At 37.5% G+C, this 19790-nt stretch carries 14 protein-coding genes and 1 pseudogene; 2 read left to right on the plus strand and 13 right to left on the minus strand.

The annotated features are described in order from the left end of the window. Window positions 1-14 precede the first annotated feature (14 nt). The 4 genes from lpdA to AKG34_RS10855 form a co-directional block, all read right to left on the minus strand. Complete coding sequence (gene lpdA / locus AKG34_RS10840) at window positions 15-1397, minus strand: dihydrolipoyl dehydrogenase (RefSeq protein WP_053346093.1); 1383 nt, start codon at window positions 1395-1397, stop codon at window positions 15-17. A gap of 17 nt (window positions 1398-1414) precedes the next feature. Continuing rightward, complete coding sequence (locus AKG34_RS10845) at window positions 1415-2644, minus strand: dihydrolipoamide acetyltransferase family protein (protein ID WP_053346094.1); 1230 nt, start codon at window positions 2642-2644, stop codon at window positions 1415-1417. Window positions 2645-2747: 103 nt separating this feature from the next. Further along, on the minus strand, window positions 2748-3782 hold the full coding sequence (locus tag AKG34_RS10850; RefSeq protein ID WP_053346095.1) for an alpha-ketoacid dehydrogenase subunit beta: 1035 nt from the start codon (window positions 3780-3782) through the stop codon (window positions 2748-2750). Between the two features lie 21 nt (window positions 3783-3803). Continuing rightward, window positions 3804-4796 (minus strand): thiamine pyrophosphate-dependent dehydrogenase E1 component subunit alpha, encoded by a 993-nt coding sequence (locus AKG34_RS10855; RefSeq protein WP_053346096.1) that lies wholly within the window; start codon window positions 4794-4796, stop codon window positions 3804-3806. Between the two features lie 1184 nt (window positions 4797-5980). Between AKG34_RS10855 and AKG34_RS10860 the strand changes: the two genes are divergently transcribed. Further along, a complete protein-coding gene (locus AKG34_RS10860; RefSeq protein WP_053346097.1) occupies window positions 5981-6562 on the plus strand; it encodes a TetR/AcrR family transcriptional regulator in 582 nt (193 codons plus the stop codon). A 26-nt stretch (window positions 6563-6588) separates the two neighbouring features. Continuing rightward, window positions 6589-7791, plus strand: coding sequence for an MFS transporter (locus AKG34_RS10865; protein ID WP_053346098.1), 1203 nt, complete (start codon window positions 6589-6591; stop codon window positions 7789-7791). A 545-nt stretch (window positions 7792-8336) separates the two neighbouring features. Here AKG34_RS10865 and AKG34_RS10870 read toward each other — a convergent pair. The 9 genes and pseudogenes from AKG34_RS10870 to AKG34_RS10910 form a co-directional block, all read right to left on the minus strand. After that, window positions 8337-10325, minus strand: a complete 1989-nt coding sequence (locus AKG34_RS10870) for an acetoacetate--CoA ligase (RefSeq protein ID WP_152952275.1) — start codon at window positions 10323-10325, stop codon at window positions 8337-8339. A 117-nt stretch (window positions 10326-10442) separates the two neighbouring features. Beyond that, window positions 10443-11717 carry an ATP-binding protein gene (locus AKG34_RS10875; protein ID WP_236694929.1) on the minus strand — a complete coding sequence of 425 codons (1275 nt, stop codon included), beginning with the start codon at window positions 11715-11717 and terminating at the stop codon, window positions 10443-10445. A gap of 262 nt (window positions 11718-11979) precedes the next feature. Next, on the minus strand, window positions 11980-13125 hold the full coding sequence (locus AKG34_RS10880) for an acyl-CoA dehydrogenase family protein (protein WP_407946283.1): 1146 nt from the start codon (window positions 13123-13125) through the stop codon (window positions 11980-11982). Window positions 13126-13241: 116 nt separating this feature from the next. Continuing rightward, window positions 13242-14489: a GTPase gene (locus AKG34_RS10885; protein ID WP_053346101.1), complete on the minus strand. Its 1248-nt coding sequence runs from the start codon at window positions 14487-14489 to the stop codon at window positions 13242-13244. Between the two features lie 154 nt (window positions 14490-14643). Continuing rightward, the gene (locus AKG34_RS10890; RefSeq protein WP_053346102.1) at window positions 14644-15396 is read right to left on the minus strand and encodes a helix-turn-helix transcriptional regulator; all 753 of its coding nucleotides are present in this window, start codon (window positions 15394-15396) and stop codon (window positions 14644-14646) included. A 263-nt stretch (window positions 15397-15659) separates the two neighbouring features. Beyond that, a complete protein-coding gene (gene map, locus AKG34_RS10895; protein WP_053346103.1) occupies window positions 15660-16406 on the minus strand; it encodes a type I methionyl aminopeptidase in 747 nt (248 codons plus the stop codon). 512 nt (window positions 16407-16918) lie between these two features. Beyond that, complete coding sequence (locus AKG34_RS10900; RefSeq protein WP_053346104.1) at window positions 16919-17119, minus strand: hypothetical protein; 201 nt, start codon at window positions 17117-17119, stop codon at window positions 16919-16921. Between the two features lie 646 nt (window positions 17120-17765). Continuing rightward, entirely contained in the window at window positions 17766-18824 is a 1059-nt protein-coding gene (locus AKG34_RS10905; protein ID WP_053346105.1) for an LLM class flavin-dependent oxidoreductase, read from the minus strand. A 16-nt stretch (window positions 18825-18840) separates the two neighbouring features. Continuing rightward, window positions 18841-19782 (minus strand): annotated as a pseudogene (locus AKG34_RS10910) (ring-cleaving dioxygenase). Between the last annotated feature and the right edge of the window lie 8 nt (window positions 19783-19790).

The raw sequence follows: 19790 nt of genomic DNA on the forward strand, positions 1-19790 counted from the left end.
AGGATTCAGTTCATTTAAGTATGCACTGCTTGGCCACTAACGCTTAATAATGCCTCATGTATGCACTCCGACAAGGTTGGGTGCGCTGCTATTAAATCTTCCATAATATCAGTCGTAATTTCCGCATGGAGCATGACCGTTCCTTGACCAATTATTTCTGTCGCGTGTGGGCCAACGATGGAAAATCCAAGAATCTCATTAAATTGAGTATCTACTACGACTTTGACCTTTCCAATTTGTTTGTTAGAAATGACAGCTTTTCCATTTGCGGAAAAAGGAAATTCTCCAACTTTAATATCACCATATTTATTTCTTGCTTCTGTTTCCGTCAATCCTACGCTAGCAATCTCAGGGGAAGTATAAATACATCGGGGAATTGCTCGATAATTTACTTTAGTCTTGTGTCCACAGGCATTCAGAGCAGCTACTCTTCCCTCATGAAAAGCTACATGTGCAAGTTGGATTCCACCAATCACATCACCACAGGCATATATTGAAGAATTACTTGTTTGCATTTGATTATTTACAGAAATACCATGTTTAGAAAAATCAATACCATTCCGCTCTAGGTCCATTCCGTTTACTCTAGGCTTTCTCCCTATTGAAACAAGTACGTAATCGGCATGAACTTCGTCAATATTGCCATCACTTTTATCTAAAAATACTTTCTTATTATTAGTATTCATGTCTTTGACAGATGTGGAGGCATGGATTATTACCCCTTGGCTTTCCAATTCTTTATGTAGAACCCCTGAGATATCTTCATCTTCCCCTGGGAGCAGCTTTTCCCCCATCTCAACGATTGTGACCTTAGTGCCCATCCGGCTATAAATACTTGCAAACTCGCATCCAATGACTCCGCCTCCAATAATCAAAAGTGAAGTAGGAATAGAAGGGAGTGACATGGCTTGACCACTATGGATGATCCATTTACCATCGAACGGTGCAAATGGCAATGGAATCGGTTCGGAACCTGTAGAAATAATGATTTTACTAGCTTCAATCTCTTCATATTTATTGTCATTTTCTATCCGAAGTTGGTGGTTCGTTATTAAAGAAGCTCTTCCTTGAATTACTTTTATTTTATTTTTTTTCATTAAATAATGAACGCCTTGGACAAGTGTCGATACAATAGCTTTCTTTCGTTTCTGCACCACTTCCCAATCGATTTCAATTGAGTTAGATGGGAGACGGATTCCCAATTCACCTGCATTTTTCACCAACTCATACGTATCAGCACTTTCTAACAAAGACTTCGTTGGCATGCATCCTTCGTTTAAACAGGTTCCTCCAAGTGGCCCATCGACAACCAGTGTCACTTCTTTTCCCTGCTGGGCAGCAGTAATTGCCGCTACATACCCAGCAGGACCTCCTCCGATAATTGCTATACGATTCAAGAGATTTCCTCCTTTTTCTATAAAAGCATGGTCATTGGCTCTTCTAAATATCTTTTTATTGTTTGTAAAAAGGCAGAAGCAGGAGCCCCATCTAAGACACGATGATCAAAGGTTAAACTGAGTGGCAAAATAGTTCTTCTTTCCAACGTATCTTCAATATAGAGGGGAGTATCATAAGCAGAGCCAATTCCAAGAATTCCTGTTTCAGGGGTATTTAAAATCGGCGTGAAGTGTTCTACACCGTATGCTCCCAAATTGCTGATCGTAAAAGTAGAGCCATTCATTTCTTCAGATGGCAATTGACCTTCACGAGCAAGCATAGCTAGTTCCTTACCTTTCTTCGATATCTGTCTTAGTGAACATGCGTCCGCATTTCTAATAACTGGAACAACTAACCCCTTTTCCAAGGCAACAGCTAATCCAAGATGAACATGCTCAAACAAATGGATTTTATCTTCTACATAAGCACTGTTCATTTTAGGGTGATCTTTTAATGAATGGACGACAGCTTTGGCAACAAAGTCTGTGACCGTCAGTTTACTATCATCATGTTTTTGAATAATTTCTGTAGCTTGTCTTTGCAATTTGATTAAAGCGGTTACATCTGCCTTCATCGTAAGAGTCAATTGAGCACTACTTTGTAAGCTATCCTGCATACGTGTGGCAATAATTTTCCGCATTCCGTTTACAGGAATCTCCTGTGTTTTCTCTATAGATTGCGCAGGGATTAAGATACTATCTTCTTTATTTTCAGGCTTTGATTCAGGTCTCTTAATTGCTTTCTGTACATCATCTTTAGTAATTCTTCCACCCGGTCCAGTGCCTTGAATTTTCTCAATATCAAGATTAGCGGCCTGTGCCATTTTACGTGCAACCGGGGTAATCATCACACGATCCACATTTTTACTAATTGGCAAATTAGGTAGATCTGTCTTTTTCGGTGTTTCTTTTTTGTGGTTTTCCGGCTTGATTTCTTCAGCAACAGGCTTATTAACCATTACGTTTTCATTCGGATTTCCGATATAACAGATAACTGTTCCAGGAGGGACGCCTTGCCCCTCTGGTACAGCTATGTTTAGTATCGTACCTTCTGACGGCGACTCGATATCCATTTCTATTTTCTCAGAATTAATGCTGGCTATTGCTTCGCCCTTTTCTACCGTATCGCCGACTCCCTTACTCCATTCCGAAACAGTACCTTCTTTCATTGCCATGCCTAATTTCGGCATTACTACTTCAACAGCCATATCTTTTTTCTCCCTTCAGCTTTGTTTCTTTGCCTATCATTGGTTTCAGGCTCCAGCTTTCGAGGACCAATGCCAAAAAGGTGGAGCCTTTTTCATATTTTTCTTACACCCTAAGAATAGATGGTTCTCCTAACAATTCTGATACAACTTTAATTACTTTCTCTGGTGTAGGTAGATAGATATCTTCTAGTGGTGGAGAAAATGGTACCGGCGTATGTGGTGCAGTAATTCTTTTTATTGGCGCATCAAGCGTATCAAATCCTTTATCCGCCACCAATGCTGCAATATCTGTGGCCACGCTGCACCTTGGATTTGCTTCATCCATCACAATAAGACGGTTTGTTTTTGCGACGGAGGAAAGAATCGATTCTTCATCCAGCGGTGACAAGCTCCTTGGATCAACAATTTCAACTTCAATACCTCTACCAGCAAGTTGTTCAGCAGCATCCATTGCCGTATGAACTTGTTTACCGATAGCAACGATGGTTAGATCTGAACCAGACCGTTTTATTTCTGCTTTTCCGATTGGAATCGTATAATAACCTTCTGGTACCTCACCTACCATGTTATATAGCGTTTTATCTTCAAAAAAGATTACTGGATCATTATCCTCGATGGCTGAGAGTAAGAGCCCTTTTGCATCATAAGGGGAAGAGGGGACAACTACTTTCAGTCCCGGAATACTTGTAAACAAGGCATATAAGCTTTGCGAATGCTGAGCTGCTGCCCTAAATCCTGCGCCATGCATCGTACGAATCGTAACAGGAACTTGCGCTTTTCCTCCAAACATATAACGGAACTTGGCCCCTTGATTTAAAACCTCATCTAAACAACTCCCAATAAAATCGTTAAACATTAACTCTGCAATCGGACGTAATCCCGTAGAAGCTGCTGCCATAGCTGCTCCCATATACCCTGCTTCGGCAATCGGTGTATCTAAAATCCGGTCACGACCAAATTCTTGCACTAATCCTTTTGTAACCCCTAAAACACCACCCCATGCTTCGTCATCTTGAAGGTGATCAACTTCTGCTCCGCCGGCTACATCCTCTCCCATAAGAATGACATTTTCATCTTTTCTCATTGCGAGCGCCATTGCTTCATTTATTGCTTGTGACATACTGATTTTTCTACTCATCTCAATTCCTCCTTTTATTGTTTAATAGGATACATAAACATCGTTTAATAAATCGGAAGCCTCTGGATATGGGCTTTCTTCACTAAACTTAACAGCTTGTTTAATCGCCTCTTCAACTGAATTCTCGAGGGAAACCAATTCAGTTTCAGCTAACAGATTCTGATTTAGTAAGTATTTTCTAAATTGAGCAATAGCATCTTTTTCTTGTTTATGTTCTTTCTTGTCTTGTTCTTTTTTATATTTCTGAGCATCGCCCTCGAAGTGTCCATAATTTCTATAGGTTACGCATTCTATTAATGAAGGACCTTCTCCTCTGCGAGCTCTTTGAACTGCTTCTTCTGCTGCCTGATAAACAGCAATTACATCCTTCCCATCCACTCGAACTCCCGGGATATTGTAGCTTATCGCACGATCGGCTATCGTTTTGCAACTGGAAGCATAATTAAAAGGTGTGGCTTCACCATAACCATTGTTTTCAGCAATAAAAACAACAGGAAGATTCCAAATAGCCGCAAGATTGATCCCTTCATGAAAAGTGCCGTGATTATTAGCACCATCTCCAAAAAAACATACACTTACATGATCAGTTTTTTTATACTTGGCAGTTAATGCTGCACCACAAGCAAGTGGAAAGCCTCCTCCGACAATACCGTTTGCGCCTAACATTCCTTTATCTAAATCGGCTATATGCATGGAACCGCCTTTTCCTTTACAAAGCCCTGTTACTTTCCCGTAGATTTCAGCCATCATCCCATTAAGGTCGCATTCTTTAGCGATGCAGTGACCATGACCCCGATGAGTGCTTGTAATGCTGTCCTTTTCTGTAAGGTGGGCACACACGCCTACTGCCACCGCTTCCTCCCCAGCATACAAATGAACAAATCCTGGTAATATTCCCTTAGCAAATGATTCATGAACTTGGTCTTCGAATTTTCTAATCTCAAGCATTTTTTTGTACATCCAATAAGCCTTGTCCTGTGATAACTGAATTTCTTTAGTTTGAATCGTTTCCATATTCCAGCCCCCAATCTTAATAATGAGTCAATAATATATAGTGCAATTTACGTGCCAAAATGGAAATTCGCTATATTAGGAATTTATCTATTTTCTAAAGAAACAAAACGAGACAAAATGAGATTGTTGTCTCGTTTTGTCTCATTTTAAACAAAAAATGATAAAGGGGTTTTAGAATTCTTCATAAAGAATGTATGTAACATGATATAGCATGCAAAATTGAAAGGTACTATTAGATAGAAGTTCAAAAACTAATAGAGATGGGGACAAAAAAGACGGAGTCAATTTGCTCCGCCTGTATTTGTAGCTTTGTAATAAAGTTTGATAAAAAGTAGGTCACTAAATTTTATTTGGTTGTTAACGCAAAGACTCCATTTTGAAAAAAGTTTGATTATTTCATTGAACCTTCTTCTGCTAAAGCCCCCGTTAGTTCCATAAAAGTGCTGCTGACCTTCTCCTGATATTGAATTAAAGCACCGTTTAGTTGAAGAAGACGTCGCTTCCACCTACCTTTAGATGGTTATTATAGAAATCTCACATTATGAAATATATGTTTTTTTCCATTCCGTTCGATTATTAATTCTTCTATACCTAAAATTGCTGTAACTGATTTTGTTGTTTGTTCTTGAATCCATGGCAGGTAAAACTAAATTATTAAATTCTTCGTACGCTTTTTTTGGATAAGTATTTCTGGATATTGCAAAGAAATAAATACCTATCATTCTACCTCTTTGGTAAGAGGCAGTGGCGATAACGGTAGACATCTACTATCAAATTCAAATCGTCTAGTCAGACCAAAGCAAATACTTAGTTCGTCGTTATTCAAAAGTTGATATTTAAGTTGCTTTTGTAACATATTTCTCAGTATCGTTTAGATTCCTATAATAAGTAAATTACCTCAATTTATAAAAAAAGTTGCGTAGCAACCCTGTAATAGAAGTAAATCCACCTGTTAGGTGGAAGATCGTTCTGCATTACCGCGCTGCACTCTATTACAGATAGGGTCCGTTTGGTTATGTAAGTCGATAACTGACATAATAATCTGTATTACAATATTTATTTATTACTAAAGTATTTAACCTTAAATTATTTGTTTAGATATCTAAATATACTTTCCACTTGCTTATGTTAATTTAATTTGCTAATATAACTGACGAACGTTCGTTAAATTCGAGGTGATTTTATTGAAAAGCAATGAAATTAAGGAGGCAGCTCTAAAATATTTCACAATTCATGGTTATGAAGGAGCATCCCTTTCTCTAATAGCTGAAGAAGTCGGCATGAAAAAACAATCCATTTACGCACATTTTAAAGGAAAGGATGATCTTTTTTTACAAGTTTTACGTGATGCGAAAGAGACTGAGTTATCTTCAAAACTCCAATATTTCAGTAAAATTGATTCACAAAATCCCAAATTAGATTTATACGGATTTCTACAATTGGTAATCGATCTTTTCCAAAAAAATGAGCAGTTAAAGTTTTGGCTACGTATGTCTTTTTTTCCGCCAGCACATCTTGCGAAAGCAATCGAAAAGGAAGTAATCGATATAGAAGATAAGGTGCAGCTGATACTGGAAAGTAAATTTCAGGATTGGATCGATGCTAAAGTAATACTCGGAGATGTATCAAAAACGCCGACCTTTGCCTTCTTAGGAGTAGTCGATTCCATTTTGCTGGAGCTTGTATATGGCAATGATGAGCAGCGGCTGAAGGATAAATTAGAAGCCTCTTGGACAGTATTTTGGAGAGGTATTTCACATCAATGATTCATAAAGAAAGGAGGTGTTGATACATGGAGAAAACAATAAAAGAACAAAAATCGGTATTAATTATTCTTCTAAGCAATATATTCATTCCATTTCTAGGAATTGGTCTCATAATCCCCGTTATGCCGTCTTTTATGAATATCATGCATTTATCAGGAAAAACGATGGGCTATCTTGTAGCCGTATTTGCGATGGCACAACTACTTATGTCACCACTCGCAGGACGTTGGGTTGACCATTATGGCAGAAAGAAAATCATCATAATCGGCTTATTCCTTTTTGGTGTTTCAGAACTTATCTTTGGTTTAGGAACAAATGTATCAGTGCTTTATTTATCAAGGATTCTAGGGGGAATTAGTGCCGCCTTTATTATGCCAGGTGTTACTGCTTATGTTGCAGATATTACATCAGTTCAGGAACGGCCAAAAGCAATGGGCTATCTTTCTGCCGCCATTAGTACTGGCTTTATTATAGGACCTGGCATTGGTGGTTTTATTGCAGAATACGGCATACGCATGCCCTTTTTCTTCGCGGCAGCCATTGCCTTTTTAGCATGCATTTCATCAATATTTATTTTAAAAGAGCCGCTAACAAAGGAACAGCTTGCAGAAATTTCTGCTAAAACAAAGCAAACAAACTTTTTAAGCGATTTAAAAAGATCACTTAATCCGCTTTACTTTATTGCATTTATCATAGTATTTGTTCTTGCTTTCGGTTTGTCAGCATATGAAACTGTTTTTAGCCTATTTTCTGATCATAAATTCGGCTTCACGCCGAAGGACATTGCCGCCATTATTACAATAAGCTCAATCTTCGGCGTTGTTGTACAAGTATTTATGTTTGGAAGAATGGTAGATATACTTGGTGAAAAAAAACTAATCCAATTATGTTTAATTACAGGTGCAATATTTGCGGTGGCGTCCACCGTGATTTCTAGCTATTTGGCAGTGCTAGCGGTAACTTGCTTCATCTTCCTCGCATTTGACTTGCTTCGTCCGGCATTGACGACATTTTTATCAAAAGCTGCTGGGAAAGAGCAAGGATTTGTAGCTGGAATGAACTCAACCTATACGAGCTTAGGTAATATCTTCGGGCCAGCAATGGGCGGAATACTATTTGATGTAAACATCCACTATCCTTATCTTTTTGCTGCTGTCATTATGGTCATTGGCCTCGGTATTACAGTCATGTGGAAAGAAAAACAATTGGCAGAAAGCTTAGCAAAATAATTAGAAAAGCGCAGGGCGCCTTTGAACATTCAAAAACCCAGGTTGTTCCTGCGATGCTCATACAAAGTAGCTTCCCTTGTGGAGATAGACAATTTTTTTAACTCGAAAAGTTATACTTTCTTATCTTTGTATCTAAACCCCTTGTCCATATTGAACAAGGGGTTTAGATCTTCTCTACTAATAAAATTCCCTTTGAGTCAAAATGTAGATTTTAAACGTGTTTTAGGTACTGCTTTACCCTTTGAGCTTCGTCCGCTGTCGAGCCAACCGAGCCATTTTTTATATATAAAATCCTTCAGCGTCATCTTCATTTAATAATCTCAAAGAGACTTCTTCATCAATCTTATGGATAAACAAATTTTTCTCCTCCGTTGACCCTATCCTCCCTTGTCTTCAAAGAAAAAAGTTACTTCCCTTCTTTTATCACCAACCTGCTATTTTCTATAAATAAAAAATATCCTGCATTAAACAGGATATTTTATCAAACCACTCTTCGTCGGAACATTTTTTAATCATCACGACTTTATTTTAAAGCCACAGTATTCTTAGAATATTTTTTCCTCATTTAATTCAAATGCTAAATCTTTGAAAAATTGAAGCGATTCAGGATTGCCCATAGAGTCTGGATTCACTACCTTATCAAACTCAAAACCTAATAGTACTTTGCGAATCGGAACTTCCATTTTCTTTCCGTTCAATGTTTTTGGTATTTGCTCAACAACATAAATTTGGTCTGGGATAAAACGAGGAGAAACATTCCCTCTAATTTGTTCCTTAATTTTTGCTTTTAGGGTAGGGTCTAGACTGTTGCCAGACTTAAGAACAACAAACATCAGTAAGGACGAACCACGCCCTAGCACTTCTCTATCAATTACAAGACTTTCCATTACCTCGTCAATCGCTTCAACAACCCGGTAAATATCACTTGTACCCATACGTACTCCAGAACGATTAATCGTCGAATCGGAACGTCCATAAATGATACAACTGCCTTTATCGTCAATTTTTATCCAATCACCATGTTTCCAAATACCAGGATACGTATCAAAATAACTCTCGTAGTATCTTGTCCCATCTTTGTCATTCCAGAAATAAAGCGGCATGGATGGCATCGGTTTGGTAATGACCAATTCTCCGACATCATTAATTAAAGATTGGCCTTGTTCATCAAAGGCTTCGACATGAACACCTAATGCCCGTCCCTGTATTTCGCCAATTCTAACTGGTAATGTAGGCACACCTCCTACAAATCCGGCACAGACATCTGTTCCGCCACTTGATGAACTGAGCCAGACATCCTTTTTAACATTTCCATATACCCACTTATATCCGTCACCTGATAAAGGAGCTCCTGTAGAAAAAAGAGCCTTCAATTTTGATAGGTCATATTTTTCCATTGGTTTGATTCCTAATTTCATAGAATTCGTTAGAAAAGGGGCACTTGTTCCAAAGAATGTCATGCCTGTATCTTCAGCCAATTCCCAAAGAGTATCCATGTTAGGGAAGGAAGGACTACCGTCATAAAGAACTATTGTCGCTCCATTAAGCAAACCACCCATTAGCAGGTTCCACATCATCCAACCTGTCGTTGTGAACCAGAAAACGGTATCTTCGGAAGTCATACTTTGATGCAATCGTGTGGATTTAAAATGCTCCAATAAAATGCCCCCATGCCCCTGTACAATCGGTTTTGGCATTCCGGTTGTACCTGATGAATAGAGGATCCAAAGCGGGTGATCGAATGGAACACTTTCAAAAGATAGTTCCGCTGTTTCGTTTAAAAGGGTTGACCATGGAATTATTTCCTTCAGATTTACCTCAAAGTTCGTTTTATCTATGTACGGAATCAGCACTGTATGCTTGATAGTGGCTATTTCCTTTTGCAGCTGCGAAACAACTGAGGTTTTATCATACACGTTCCCATTATACTGATACCCGTCAATTGCAAGTAAAACAACCGGTTCAATTTGCTTAAAGCGGTCAATGACACTTCTTGCCCCGAAGTCGGGTGAACAACTCGACCAGATGGCGCCTATACTTGCTGTTGCCAAGAACGCTATGACGGTTTCAGGGATATTTGGCATATAGGCCACAACACGGTCACCCGATTTCACACCAAGTTTTCTTAATGAATGAGCGACAGAGGCAACTTTTTCTTTCAGCTCTTTCCAGCTTACCTCTTGCTTCTTGATAAGCTCGGAACGGAAAAAAATCGCCGTTTTATCTTCTTGATCATTCGATAATGCATTCTCTGCATAATTGAGTCTCGATCCTTCAAACCACTTTGCACTCAGCATCGAATTATCTGCTAAAACCTTGTCATATTTTCTTTCAGCTTTTACTTCACAAAAATCCCATATTGACGCCCAAAAGTTCTCTAGCTCAAAAACCGACCATTTCCATAGCTCATGATAATTATGAAACGCCAAACCTTTCTTTTCCTTTAACCAATTCACGTATTGAGTCAATACTGTTTGATCGATTTGTTCTTTACTCGGTTCCCAAATGATTTGTCCATCTGCAAGCGTTTTCATTAAAATCATCTCCCCTTGGCATCAAATGCATTATTGAATTATTTCATATAATTGGTAGTTTAATTAAATGATAAAGTATTCTCTCAAAACCGTCAATTCACTCAAACATAGGATGGATTAATTCTTTAATCTATCACTTTCGTTTCTATGAATAGGAAGTTTAATACAGAAGCAAGTTCCTTTCCCTTTCACACTTGACACACTAATAGTTCCATTCATACTTTTGATAATACTATAAGAAACCATCATACCTAGTCCTGTCCCTTTTTCTTTTGTCGTAAAATAAGGCTCACCTAAGCGGCTTATTTGTTCTTTTGTCATGCCAACGCCTTTATCTTGAATCTTAATTTGGAGAGTTGGGGCGTGATGGATTAAATGTATGTATAGTTCACCATTAACTTGCATCGATTCGATGCCGTTTTTTAAAATATTAAACAAGCACTGTTGAAATTTTTTTCTTTCTCCTATGATATAATAAGCGTCATCTTCCAATAGCGATAATTTTATGTCTATTCCATTCATGTTTGCCAAGGGCTTAATAAAATTTACCGCATGCTGAATCTCATCGGACACTCTTAAGTGTTCTTTATTTTCAGGGGTTGTTGCTGCAAACGTTAAATAATCATTAATAACTTCTGTAGCTCGATCTAATTCCCTCAAAGCGATATTTGCATACTTTACCTTTGTTTGCGAAGAAACTTCCTCTTGTAACATTTGAATATATCCTCTAGTTACAGTAAGGGGATTACGAACTTCATGTGAGATACTTGCAGCAAGGTGACTTACGATTTGTAACTTTTCTGCTTTTGCTAATTTTTCTAAAATCTGAAAATTCGCAAGGATGACCTCCCACAGAATAATCACAATAACAATGCCAACGACTTGGATTATAAAGTATTGTTTCCATAAACTTATACCTATATTGATTCCAAATATTTGTGTTGCAATAAACTGTGTAAGAATCTGAACAATAAAGATTAATAAAATACCAACGATATTTTTTTTGAAGACAGACATTTGTAAATAGTATTTAGAAATAAAAGAAATTGAAATACCAATTAACGGAAAAGTGATGCATGAAATATAAAATCCATTTTCTCCCCCCGACAAATATCGAATAATAAGAGTGATAGCTATTAATAAAAAACTTAATCGATAACCTCCATATAAACCACCTAAAAGAAATGGAATCCATCGGAGATCCCAAACAAAGTGTTCTTCTATTACTACTGGAAATAACATACATAGAACAAGTGAAAGAATAGGAAAAATGGCTAAGAACCATCCTTTTAATGCATCTAAACGGTACACGTATTTCACTAGATACACCATTTGCAATAAAAAGATGGGAAGAAGAATTAATAAAAAGTTAATCAGTAAATCTTTGGTCATAAGATTCATATCTACACCGAACTTTCAATGTTTTGCGAAAATTTTGAAATGCATATAAATCATAACAAGTTAGGGAATTTTAATCTAGTAAAATTATTGAGTAATTTTCAATAAAAAAATGCGCAAAACACTGAAGTACATAATAGAATACGAAACAAGAAGCGGTCGATTCAGTCTAAAAAATGAATAGGTGAGAACTCCTCAAAAAAGACAAAAAAAAAGCACTGAAACAGTCATTTCAGTGCCGCACAAATATAATTCTTTAATAAAGAGCTGCTTTCGCGAGCATAGTAATCGTTGCATCGTCCATTGGGGGATTATGAAGTCCAGCACGTACATCTCTGTAATAACGTTGCAATGGGTTCGTCCGTTGTAAGCTTTTGGCCCCAACGACCCTCATCGCTTTATCAACGATGGATATTGATTTGTTTACGACTGATAACTTAACTGCACCCAGCTCTTTCGATAATTCATCATGATTTTCGGTTTGTGTTTCCCATTTTTCCGCGACAGAATAGAGAAAATGGCGTGCTTCACTTAATTCCAGTTCAATTTCTCCAATCATTCTTTGAACATTAGGAAGATCTCGAATTGGTCCCGGCAGACTGTTTGGTGAATAAGCTTTCGCAAATTCGACTGCATAATTTCTCGCAGCCATTGCGATTCCTATATAGCAGGCTGGTATATGTAACAGCCAGGATTCAGGTTTCTTCTTGCCAGGTTTGCTTTGCATGACATAATACTTATCTGGAAGGATGACTTCATTTAACACTAAATCATGACTTCCTGTACCCTGCATAGAAATCATATCCCATGTTTCTTCTATACTAATCCCTTTTATGTTTCGATGAACCAAAAAGGTGCCAAGTTGCTCATCGTGAGGTAGCCAGGCTGTAACAAGGAAAATATCTAGGACAGGTGATAGGGTCGTAAAGGTTTTTCTGCCATTCAATACCCATTGATTACCTTTCTTGATAGCTGTCGTTTCAGGACGTCCTCCACGGGTCGGACTTCCTGTTCCTGCCTCTGATGCTGCCGTGTTGATGAGGGCACCTTTGGACACTTCATCAAACAATTCGTCCATGACCTCTTTTTCCCATGGTCTTTTTTCAGTCAGAGAAAGTACCGTTCCTACATGCCAGCCGATTCCTAAAGCAGTTGGACCACAATACTCTGCTATTTTCTCCTGGCTAAGGAGGAAATCATACAAGGAACCACCATTACCTCCATACTCTTTTGCTAGCGTTAATTTAGGATATCCGAAATCCTTTAATTCCTGAATGTTTTCAAAAGGAAAGCCTTTTGATTCATCAAGATTTTCAGATCGTCTGGAAAAAGACTTAATCGCCGCCTCTAATTTTTGTATATATTCTTTTTGCTCTGCTGATTGAAAAAACGACATGAAGATCATCCCTTCTATATATGTAAAAAAATATCCTATACCATCTAGCAGGGGAATCAGCATCTGCTAGAACTCACCTTTATCATATCACTTTAGTGGTGATTACAGTTTGAATCTGTACATTAAGAGTCAATGTCTTCATTTTTATATTGTTTATTAGCATTCTTATAAGCTTCTTTTGCTTGATTCATATCTTTATTTTCTATGAAATATGCAATGGCAGCTTGACCGATACCATAAGTAACAGCTCCCGCTACCGCACCTGAAACAGCAAGACCAGCACCTGGAATGAATCGAACTGCAGCACGAACACCTTCCCTGACAAGCAGACCAATTCCGACGTTAATTCCTAAAGCTGTGATGAATTCACTGGCAGTTTTCGTATTGATATCTTTATCTGCGATAAAACCAATAACAACAATCATCAGGCCTTGGATACCAGTCAATATTGGAAAATCAGCAAAAGGGATTGGCTCGGCACCGATTAGACTGGCAATGGCCGTGAACGTACCCACGATAGTCCGCGCAAATTTTTTCTTAACGAATTGGCTCTGTATCGCCTTTGCAGTCTTTAGTTTCGCTTCACTGGGTAAGGCCTCAATTAAGTAATCAGAAAGCAAATCTATATTCCAGCGCATGTCATATTCAATATTTCCCTTTTCATCAAAATCAATATATGAACAAATTGGAATGATGTTCAATAGTGGGATTTCACTTTCTTTAAACCGCTTAGCCATTAAACCGATGGCCTCATCAATATGCTGTTTTTTCTTAGGGTGGGCATCAAAAGGTACTTGTTTATAATGTGGCGGATCTAATTCATCTACTTGGGTGATAACACAGATTACTGGCACATCATAATGATGTTTATCTTTCACAATTTTCCGCAATTTACTTAACTCTTGTAAATCCTCTTCAATCCGAGAATCCGTTTCTTTTGCTTTGATTAAGAAAAGAAACACATCCGGCTGTTCCTCAGTCACCGCTTTAATTAATTCATCCATTGGTGTCTCTTCTTCATAGTCTTCCGTAGGAGTCTCACTCTCACCCAATCCACGAGAGTCCAGCAGACGAATTTTAGGTTGAGAATCACTCGGATACCAAAGCCATTTACCTTTACCAGTTCCAGATTTAACGGGGCTAACGTATTGCCGTTCTTGGCCAAACATTGCATTAATCAGTGATGACTTCCCTGAACCGCGCCTCCCAACAAGAGCAATCCGCGGTTCCCTCGCATCGACCGTCATCGTTTTAAGCTTCAAAAGCTGATCGAGCATTTTGTTCTTTTTCGATTCTGAAATAGGTAATTTATTTACCTGACCTTTAATAAACGTAAACAAACTGCCCATTTCATCGTGTTTCTCTACCATGTGAATTCCCCCTTGATAAGAACTGTTTTATATAATATTTACCCCTGATTGGTTCAACTTAAGCATGTTCATCGAACCATCCAATTACATCAGCTAAAGGGGATTTATCTGTTCTTCAGGAAACTAGAACTGGATCGAATTGTTCGTTTCTCAGTCAGGATTTATCTTTTAGAAACATAACCACACTGGCCATGTATTTTTGAATTTCCTGTACTTGATATGCGGCCGAATCAGCAATCTGTTTGTAATGATGTTGTCCTTCATCCGTAATTCGTAAATAACGTTTTGTTCGTTTTTCACTTTCCCATCTGCCAACAAGCAGGCCGGTCTCTTCCATTTCATGTGATAAATCGTATAAATACCCGTTAGAAGCAATCCAACCGAACTGATTTTTAAGCAGGTCCCCTATTTCCCCCATATAAATGGGCTTCTTTTTGAAAGCCGCCTTCAATGTGACATAACGGACTAGGTCCTTTACGGATATTATTTTCGAGAAATAAGATCGGTATTCCTCAGGAAGTTCGTTCACAACAGGAGGGTTTTCACCAGATCCTTTTAAATCGAACATAAAGCGGTCAATGACATTTTTCACTTCAGAAAAGCGTTCTAGAAAATTCTCCTGGTACCATTTATAAAGTTCTTTCCCTTTTTCCGTTAATTGATAATAATTTCTTCCCTTGTTCGTGTATAATGATAAATGGCCGGATTCGACAAGAGTATTAGAAATCTTACATAAGTAGTCATAGCTATGCACTTTTCCAGTAAACGTATTTTTCAGGTCCTGATGAATCGCCCTTGGATAATTCGTTTTTACTGTTAAAGAATGAAGTAAAAAAATCGTTAAAAATTCTCTCTGACTTAAACCAACCGATTCTACCGTTGTAGACAGTTTTTCCCCCTTCTTCACTGTCAAAACCTCCTTTATAGTGTGTATCAGTTAACTCGTTAGAATAAATATTTTTTCGTCCTACCCTTATTATCCTGTGCTACCACATAATAGTAAAGTTTTTAATACCTAATCCACTTAGTACTTTAGTTAGGGATTTCATCTATTATTGATAGAATAGAATTCTGAATATTCTGCCGAGGTATTCTTTCAAATAAATAATGATATTTAGGACATAAAAAAAGCAACGACCAATTATTAGGCCGTTGCTTTTTTAAAAACTCTTATTGTTCCGTTAAAATAATCGGAGCTTCTTTTGTAATAACAAGAGTATGTTCATATTGAGCGGAAAGTTTGCCGTCCGTTGTTCTAGCGGTCCAGCCGTCTTGGTCCATTTTCATATGCCATGTTCCTGCATTCAACATTGGCTCGATTGTGATGACCATTCCTTCTTTCAGACGAGCACCTTTACCTGGTTTACCATAATGTAAAACAGTAGGGTCTTCATGCATTGTTTTACCAATGCCGTGTCCTGTGAAATCACGGACAACAGAAAATTTTTCGCCTTCTGCATAGGATTGAATCGCATGTCCAATGTCACCAAGGCGATTGCCTGCCCGGGCAACTTCAATGCCTCTATAAAGTGCATTTTTTGTTACATCCATCAAACGTTGAGCTTCCTCGGAAACCTCACCAACTGCATAGGTCCACGCTGAATCCGCCAATCCACCATTAAGGTTCACAACCATATCAATCGTTACGATGTCTCCCTCTTTCAAGGCTTTCTTTTGCGGGAAACCATGGCAAATTACATCATTCACAGATGCACAAGTTGCATATTTGTAGCCATTATAGCCCTTTTGTTCCGGCGTTGCACCGTGCTCTGCTAGATATTTGTCGACAAACGCTTCAATTTCCCAAGTTGTAATGCCCGGCTTAATCATTTTAGCGATTTCTCTATGCGTCGCAGCAAGAAGCTTTCCTGCTTCATGCATCAAATGTATTTCTCGTTCACTTTTTATTGTAATCATTTAAAATCCTCTTTCGTTTAATATCTTTTCTGATTGAGACTCCTTATTTATCATATGCCTTTTTTTATATAAAAAGCAACCAAAAACCCGGTAAAATTACAGGGTTAATAAATTGATCGCCTTTTCTGTTTCCGAAATCGGCAGAAGACAAACAAAATTCTCAGGAATGATTTAATAACCTCCTGAATATCCAAAAGGAAATGAAACAACTAGAGAAATAGATACACAAATTAGTTAGAAGCTTTTTACATTTTCAAATAGTTTCAGTATCTTTATTAATGATTGCTTAATTAGTTACTGTAGAAGTTACAAAAGAAAAGGCTATGTTCTAAAAAATTGTTTGCTATTATAATTTTGGAATAAAGTTGGACAAAGATTATTGTGTTAAGTATTATTTTTCGCAAATAAAAAGAATCCATCTTGAAAAAAGGTTTGTTTACAATGGATTATTTTCCTAAATGCTAATCTGTTGTTTTAATAAATATTGATAATTCAACACTTTTTAATTAGAATTACTTTTTCTTTGATTGAATATATTTTTGTGTTAACATTCCTGCATTAAAGACGGATGAAATCATTGCAATGAAAAAGAGCATTCTAGACAATAAAAAACCTTCTTCATCATTAAACTCAAAATAAGAAAAAGTAAAATAAATAAAGCACATTGCAACTACGGTTGTTAAAATCCATTGCCCCTTCAGCGATTTAATCATTGTATCCTCCTATTAGTTAGTTGCTTACACCCTTGTCTAAATTTAATAATTTACTAATAAACATTTCTTCCTTATTTTCTCTCCTTTACTTGTATAACGCTTTCTTATTTTATTGTACTTGAATTGGTAAATAAAAACAGATCGTAAGTATTTCTTTAAAATCAGTTAGCAGTTCATATCATACTTAAATACTTTTAAAAAACTATCCCAATTTATTTAAAATCTACAGCTTTAAAGTAAATGACTTTTTTAAACTAGTATTAGGGAAGGTTAATTATTGTTAATGGATTGACCTCTCCAATAAGCTAGGGTGGAGCTAAATGAAGTGTAGAACAAGAGAAGTAATCCCCAAAAAAACCCACTATCAAAGTAGATAGTGGGTTTTTATACTAAATTTTTATCGCTGCTTTTAATAATCATATTGAAAAGCACCCGTTAGCAATATGAAATCCTAGTAAAACTTCACAAACAATCATAATTATCCATTGAAATTGTTAGAAAAAGGCTACTCTTATTAGTGATCTTATAATATATCATTCAGTTCTTTTCTCTTTTCTGTCCTCGTTCTGTGACTGTCTCTATTCCCTTTAATGCAGTTCTGTACTGATCCTAGTATCTTCAATTCCTAGCCTTACAGCGATACTCATTATTTTTCAGCTGTATGTTTTTTAATCGCTGGCATAATTTCAGTTGCAATCAACTCAATATTTTTCGCAATCTTGTCGAATGCCACGCCGCCAAAATCAATTTGTGCCATAAAGCGCTGTTGCCCAAATATTTCGTGTTGGTAAAGCATTTTTTCAATAATTTGTTGCGGGCTACCAACCATTAAAGCATCACGATAATCTGTAGATTGGGCAAACTGTTGTTTTGGATAGCCACCACCACGTAATACCTGCATACCAGAATTAGCATGTGGATAGTACTCACGGAGTGCATCCTGTGAATTTTCCGCAGTATAAAATAAACTTGTTGTTGCGATTGGTAAAGTTGCTGGATCAATACTACTACGCTCTGCTGCCTCACGATATGCATCAACAGAGACCTTAAAGTTGATAGCAGGACCACCAAGAGTTGTCAGCATCATTGGTACACCTGCATATCCAGCCTTAATCGCACTAGCAGGCGGGCCACCTACTGCACGCCAAATTGGCAAATGGCCATTTTTAGGCTGCGGTAAAATGGATGCATTTTTTAATGGTGCACGGAATTGTCCTTCCCAGGTTACTTTTTCCTCATTATTTAACTTCAAAAGAAGCTCCAATTTTTCTTCAAATAATTCTTCATAATCATGTACATCATAGCCAAGTAAACTATATGCCCCAACACGTGAACCACGACCAGCGACAATTTCAGCTCGACCTTTTGAAATTAAATCAATTGTGGCAAAATCTTCATACACACGAACAGGATCGGATGTACTTAACACCGTTGCTGAGCTAGCTATTTTAATATTTTTTGTTGCCTGTGCGATAGCCCCTAAAATGACAGTATGTGCCTGTGTTGTAAAATACGTTTGATGACTTTCACCGACAGCAAATACATCAAGTCCTGCCTCATCAGCTAGCCTACTTGCATCAATTAATTCTTGAATACGCTGTTCAGCACTAATCATTGAGCCTGTATGTGGATTAAGTAAATGATCCCCTATCGAATATAAACCGAATTCAAGTCCCTTATTTGTATTAATACGATATTGTTCCACATTACACTCTCCTTTATTAATCAAGTGGTACTAGCTTTGCTTCTATTTCTGCACGTTTTTCTTCTAAAAATGGAGGTAAATCTAATTTTTTTCCTAACTCTTCGACTGTTGAATCTGCAGTGAAGCCAGGACCATCTGTCGCGATTTCAATTAAAATGCCATTAGATTCGCGGAAATATAAGCTTTTAAAGTAAAAACGATCCACAATCCCTGTTGATTGGAAGCCACGTTCTTTAACGACCTCTTCCCAATAGCTCAACTCGTCTTCGTTTTTAACACGAATTGCTAAATGATGAATACTACCTCTTCCGGGCTTCTCACTTGGTCCTTCTTGCTGTTTGACTACAATCTCTCCAAATACCTGTCCAGCAACAGACTGATAAATAGCCACTTTATTAGAGTAAGAAACCTCTACATAGCCAAACATATCCTTTAATGTTTTCGCTAAGCTTTCTAGCTAGCGCACTGTTATTTCGATTGTGCCCATTCCCAAAATACGATGCTTTTGCTCGATAACTGAATCTTCCCATTCAGACCAATGTTTAGGTAATTCAGCACCGTTATTATTCAATAAAATCATTCGTAACCCTTCTGTATCTTCAAAATGTAAAGCATCTCGTCCAGCATACATTGTAATGTCACCATGCTTTACATCTAATAGATCAAATCGATTTTTCCAAAATACTAGACTTTCAAATGATGGGACAAGCAAACCAATTTGTGTGATTGCATTTGTGCCACGAGTTGTTCTTCCTGCAATGGGCATTTCGAAAAACGACAGCTCTGTTCCCGCACTACCTGTTAAATCTCCATAAAATAAATGATACATACTAGGGTCGTCTTGATTAACAGTCTTTTTTACTCTGCGCAGACCTAGTACTTTTTGATAAAATTCATTATTCTTTTTTGCGTTTTTTGTAATCATCGAAATATGATGATGTCCAGAAATTGTATACATCATTATTC

Origin of the sequence: Peribacillus butanolivorans, assembly GCF_001273755.1 — a bacterium.
Lineage (GTDB): Bacteria > Bacillota > Bacilli > Bacillales > DSM-1321 > Peribacillus > Peribacillus butanolivorans.

Excerpts from the sequence above, each read along its gene's own strand:
- AKG34_RS10845 (WP_053346094.1), bottom strand. The coding sequence starts at position 2,644 with ATGGCTGTTGAAGTAGTAATGCCGAAATTAGGCATGGCAATGAAAGAA.
- AKG34_RS10850 (WP_053346095.1), bottom strand. The coding sequence starts at position 3,782 with ATGAGTAGAAAAATCAGTATGTCACAAGCAATAAATGAAGCAATGGCG.
- AKG34_RS10855 (WP_053346096.1), bottom strand. The coding sequence starts at position 4,796 with ATGGAAACGATTCAAACTAAAGAAATTCAGTTATCACAGGACAAGGCT.
- AKG34_RS10865 (WP_053346098.1), top strand. The coding sequence starts at position 6,589 with ATGGAGAAAACAATAAAAGAACAAAAATCGGTATTAATTATTCTTCTA.
- AKG34_RS10870 (WP_152952275.1), bottom strand. The coding sequence starts at position 10,325 with ATGAAAACGCTTGCAGATGGACAAATCATTTGGGAACCGAGTAAAGAA.
- AKG34_RS10875 (WP_236694929.1), bottom strand. The coding sequence starts at position 11,717 with ATGACCAAAGATTTACTGATTAACTTTTTATTAATTCTTCTTCCCATC.
- AKG34_RS10885 (WP_053346101.1), bottom strand. The coding sequence starts at position 14,489 with ATGGTAGAGAAACACGATGAAATGGGCAGTTTGTTTACGTTTATTAAA.
- map (WP_053346103.1), bottom strand. The coding sequence starts at position 16,406 with ATGATTACAATAAAAAGTGAACGAGAAATACATTTGATGCATGAAGCA.
- AKG34_RS10900 (WP_053346104.1), bottom strand. The coding sequence starts at position 17,119 with ATGATTAAATCGCTGAAGGGGCAATGGATTTTAACAACCGTAGTTGCA.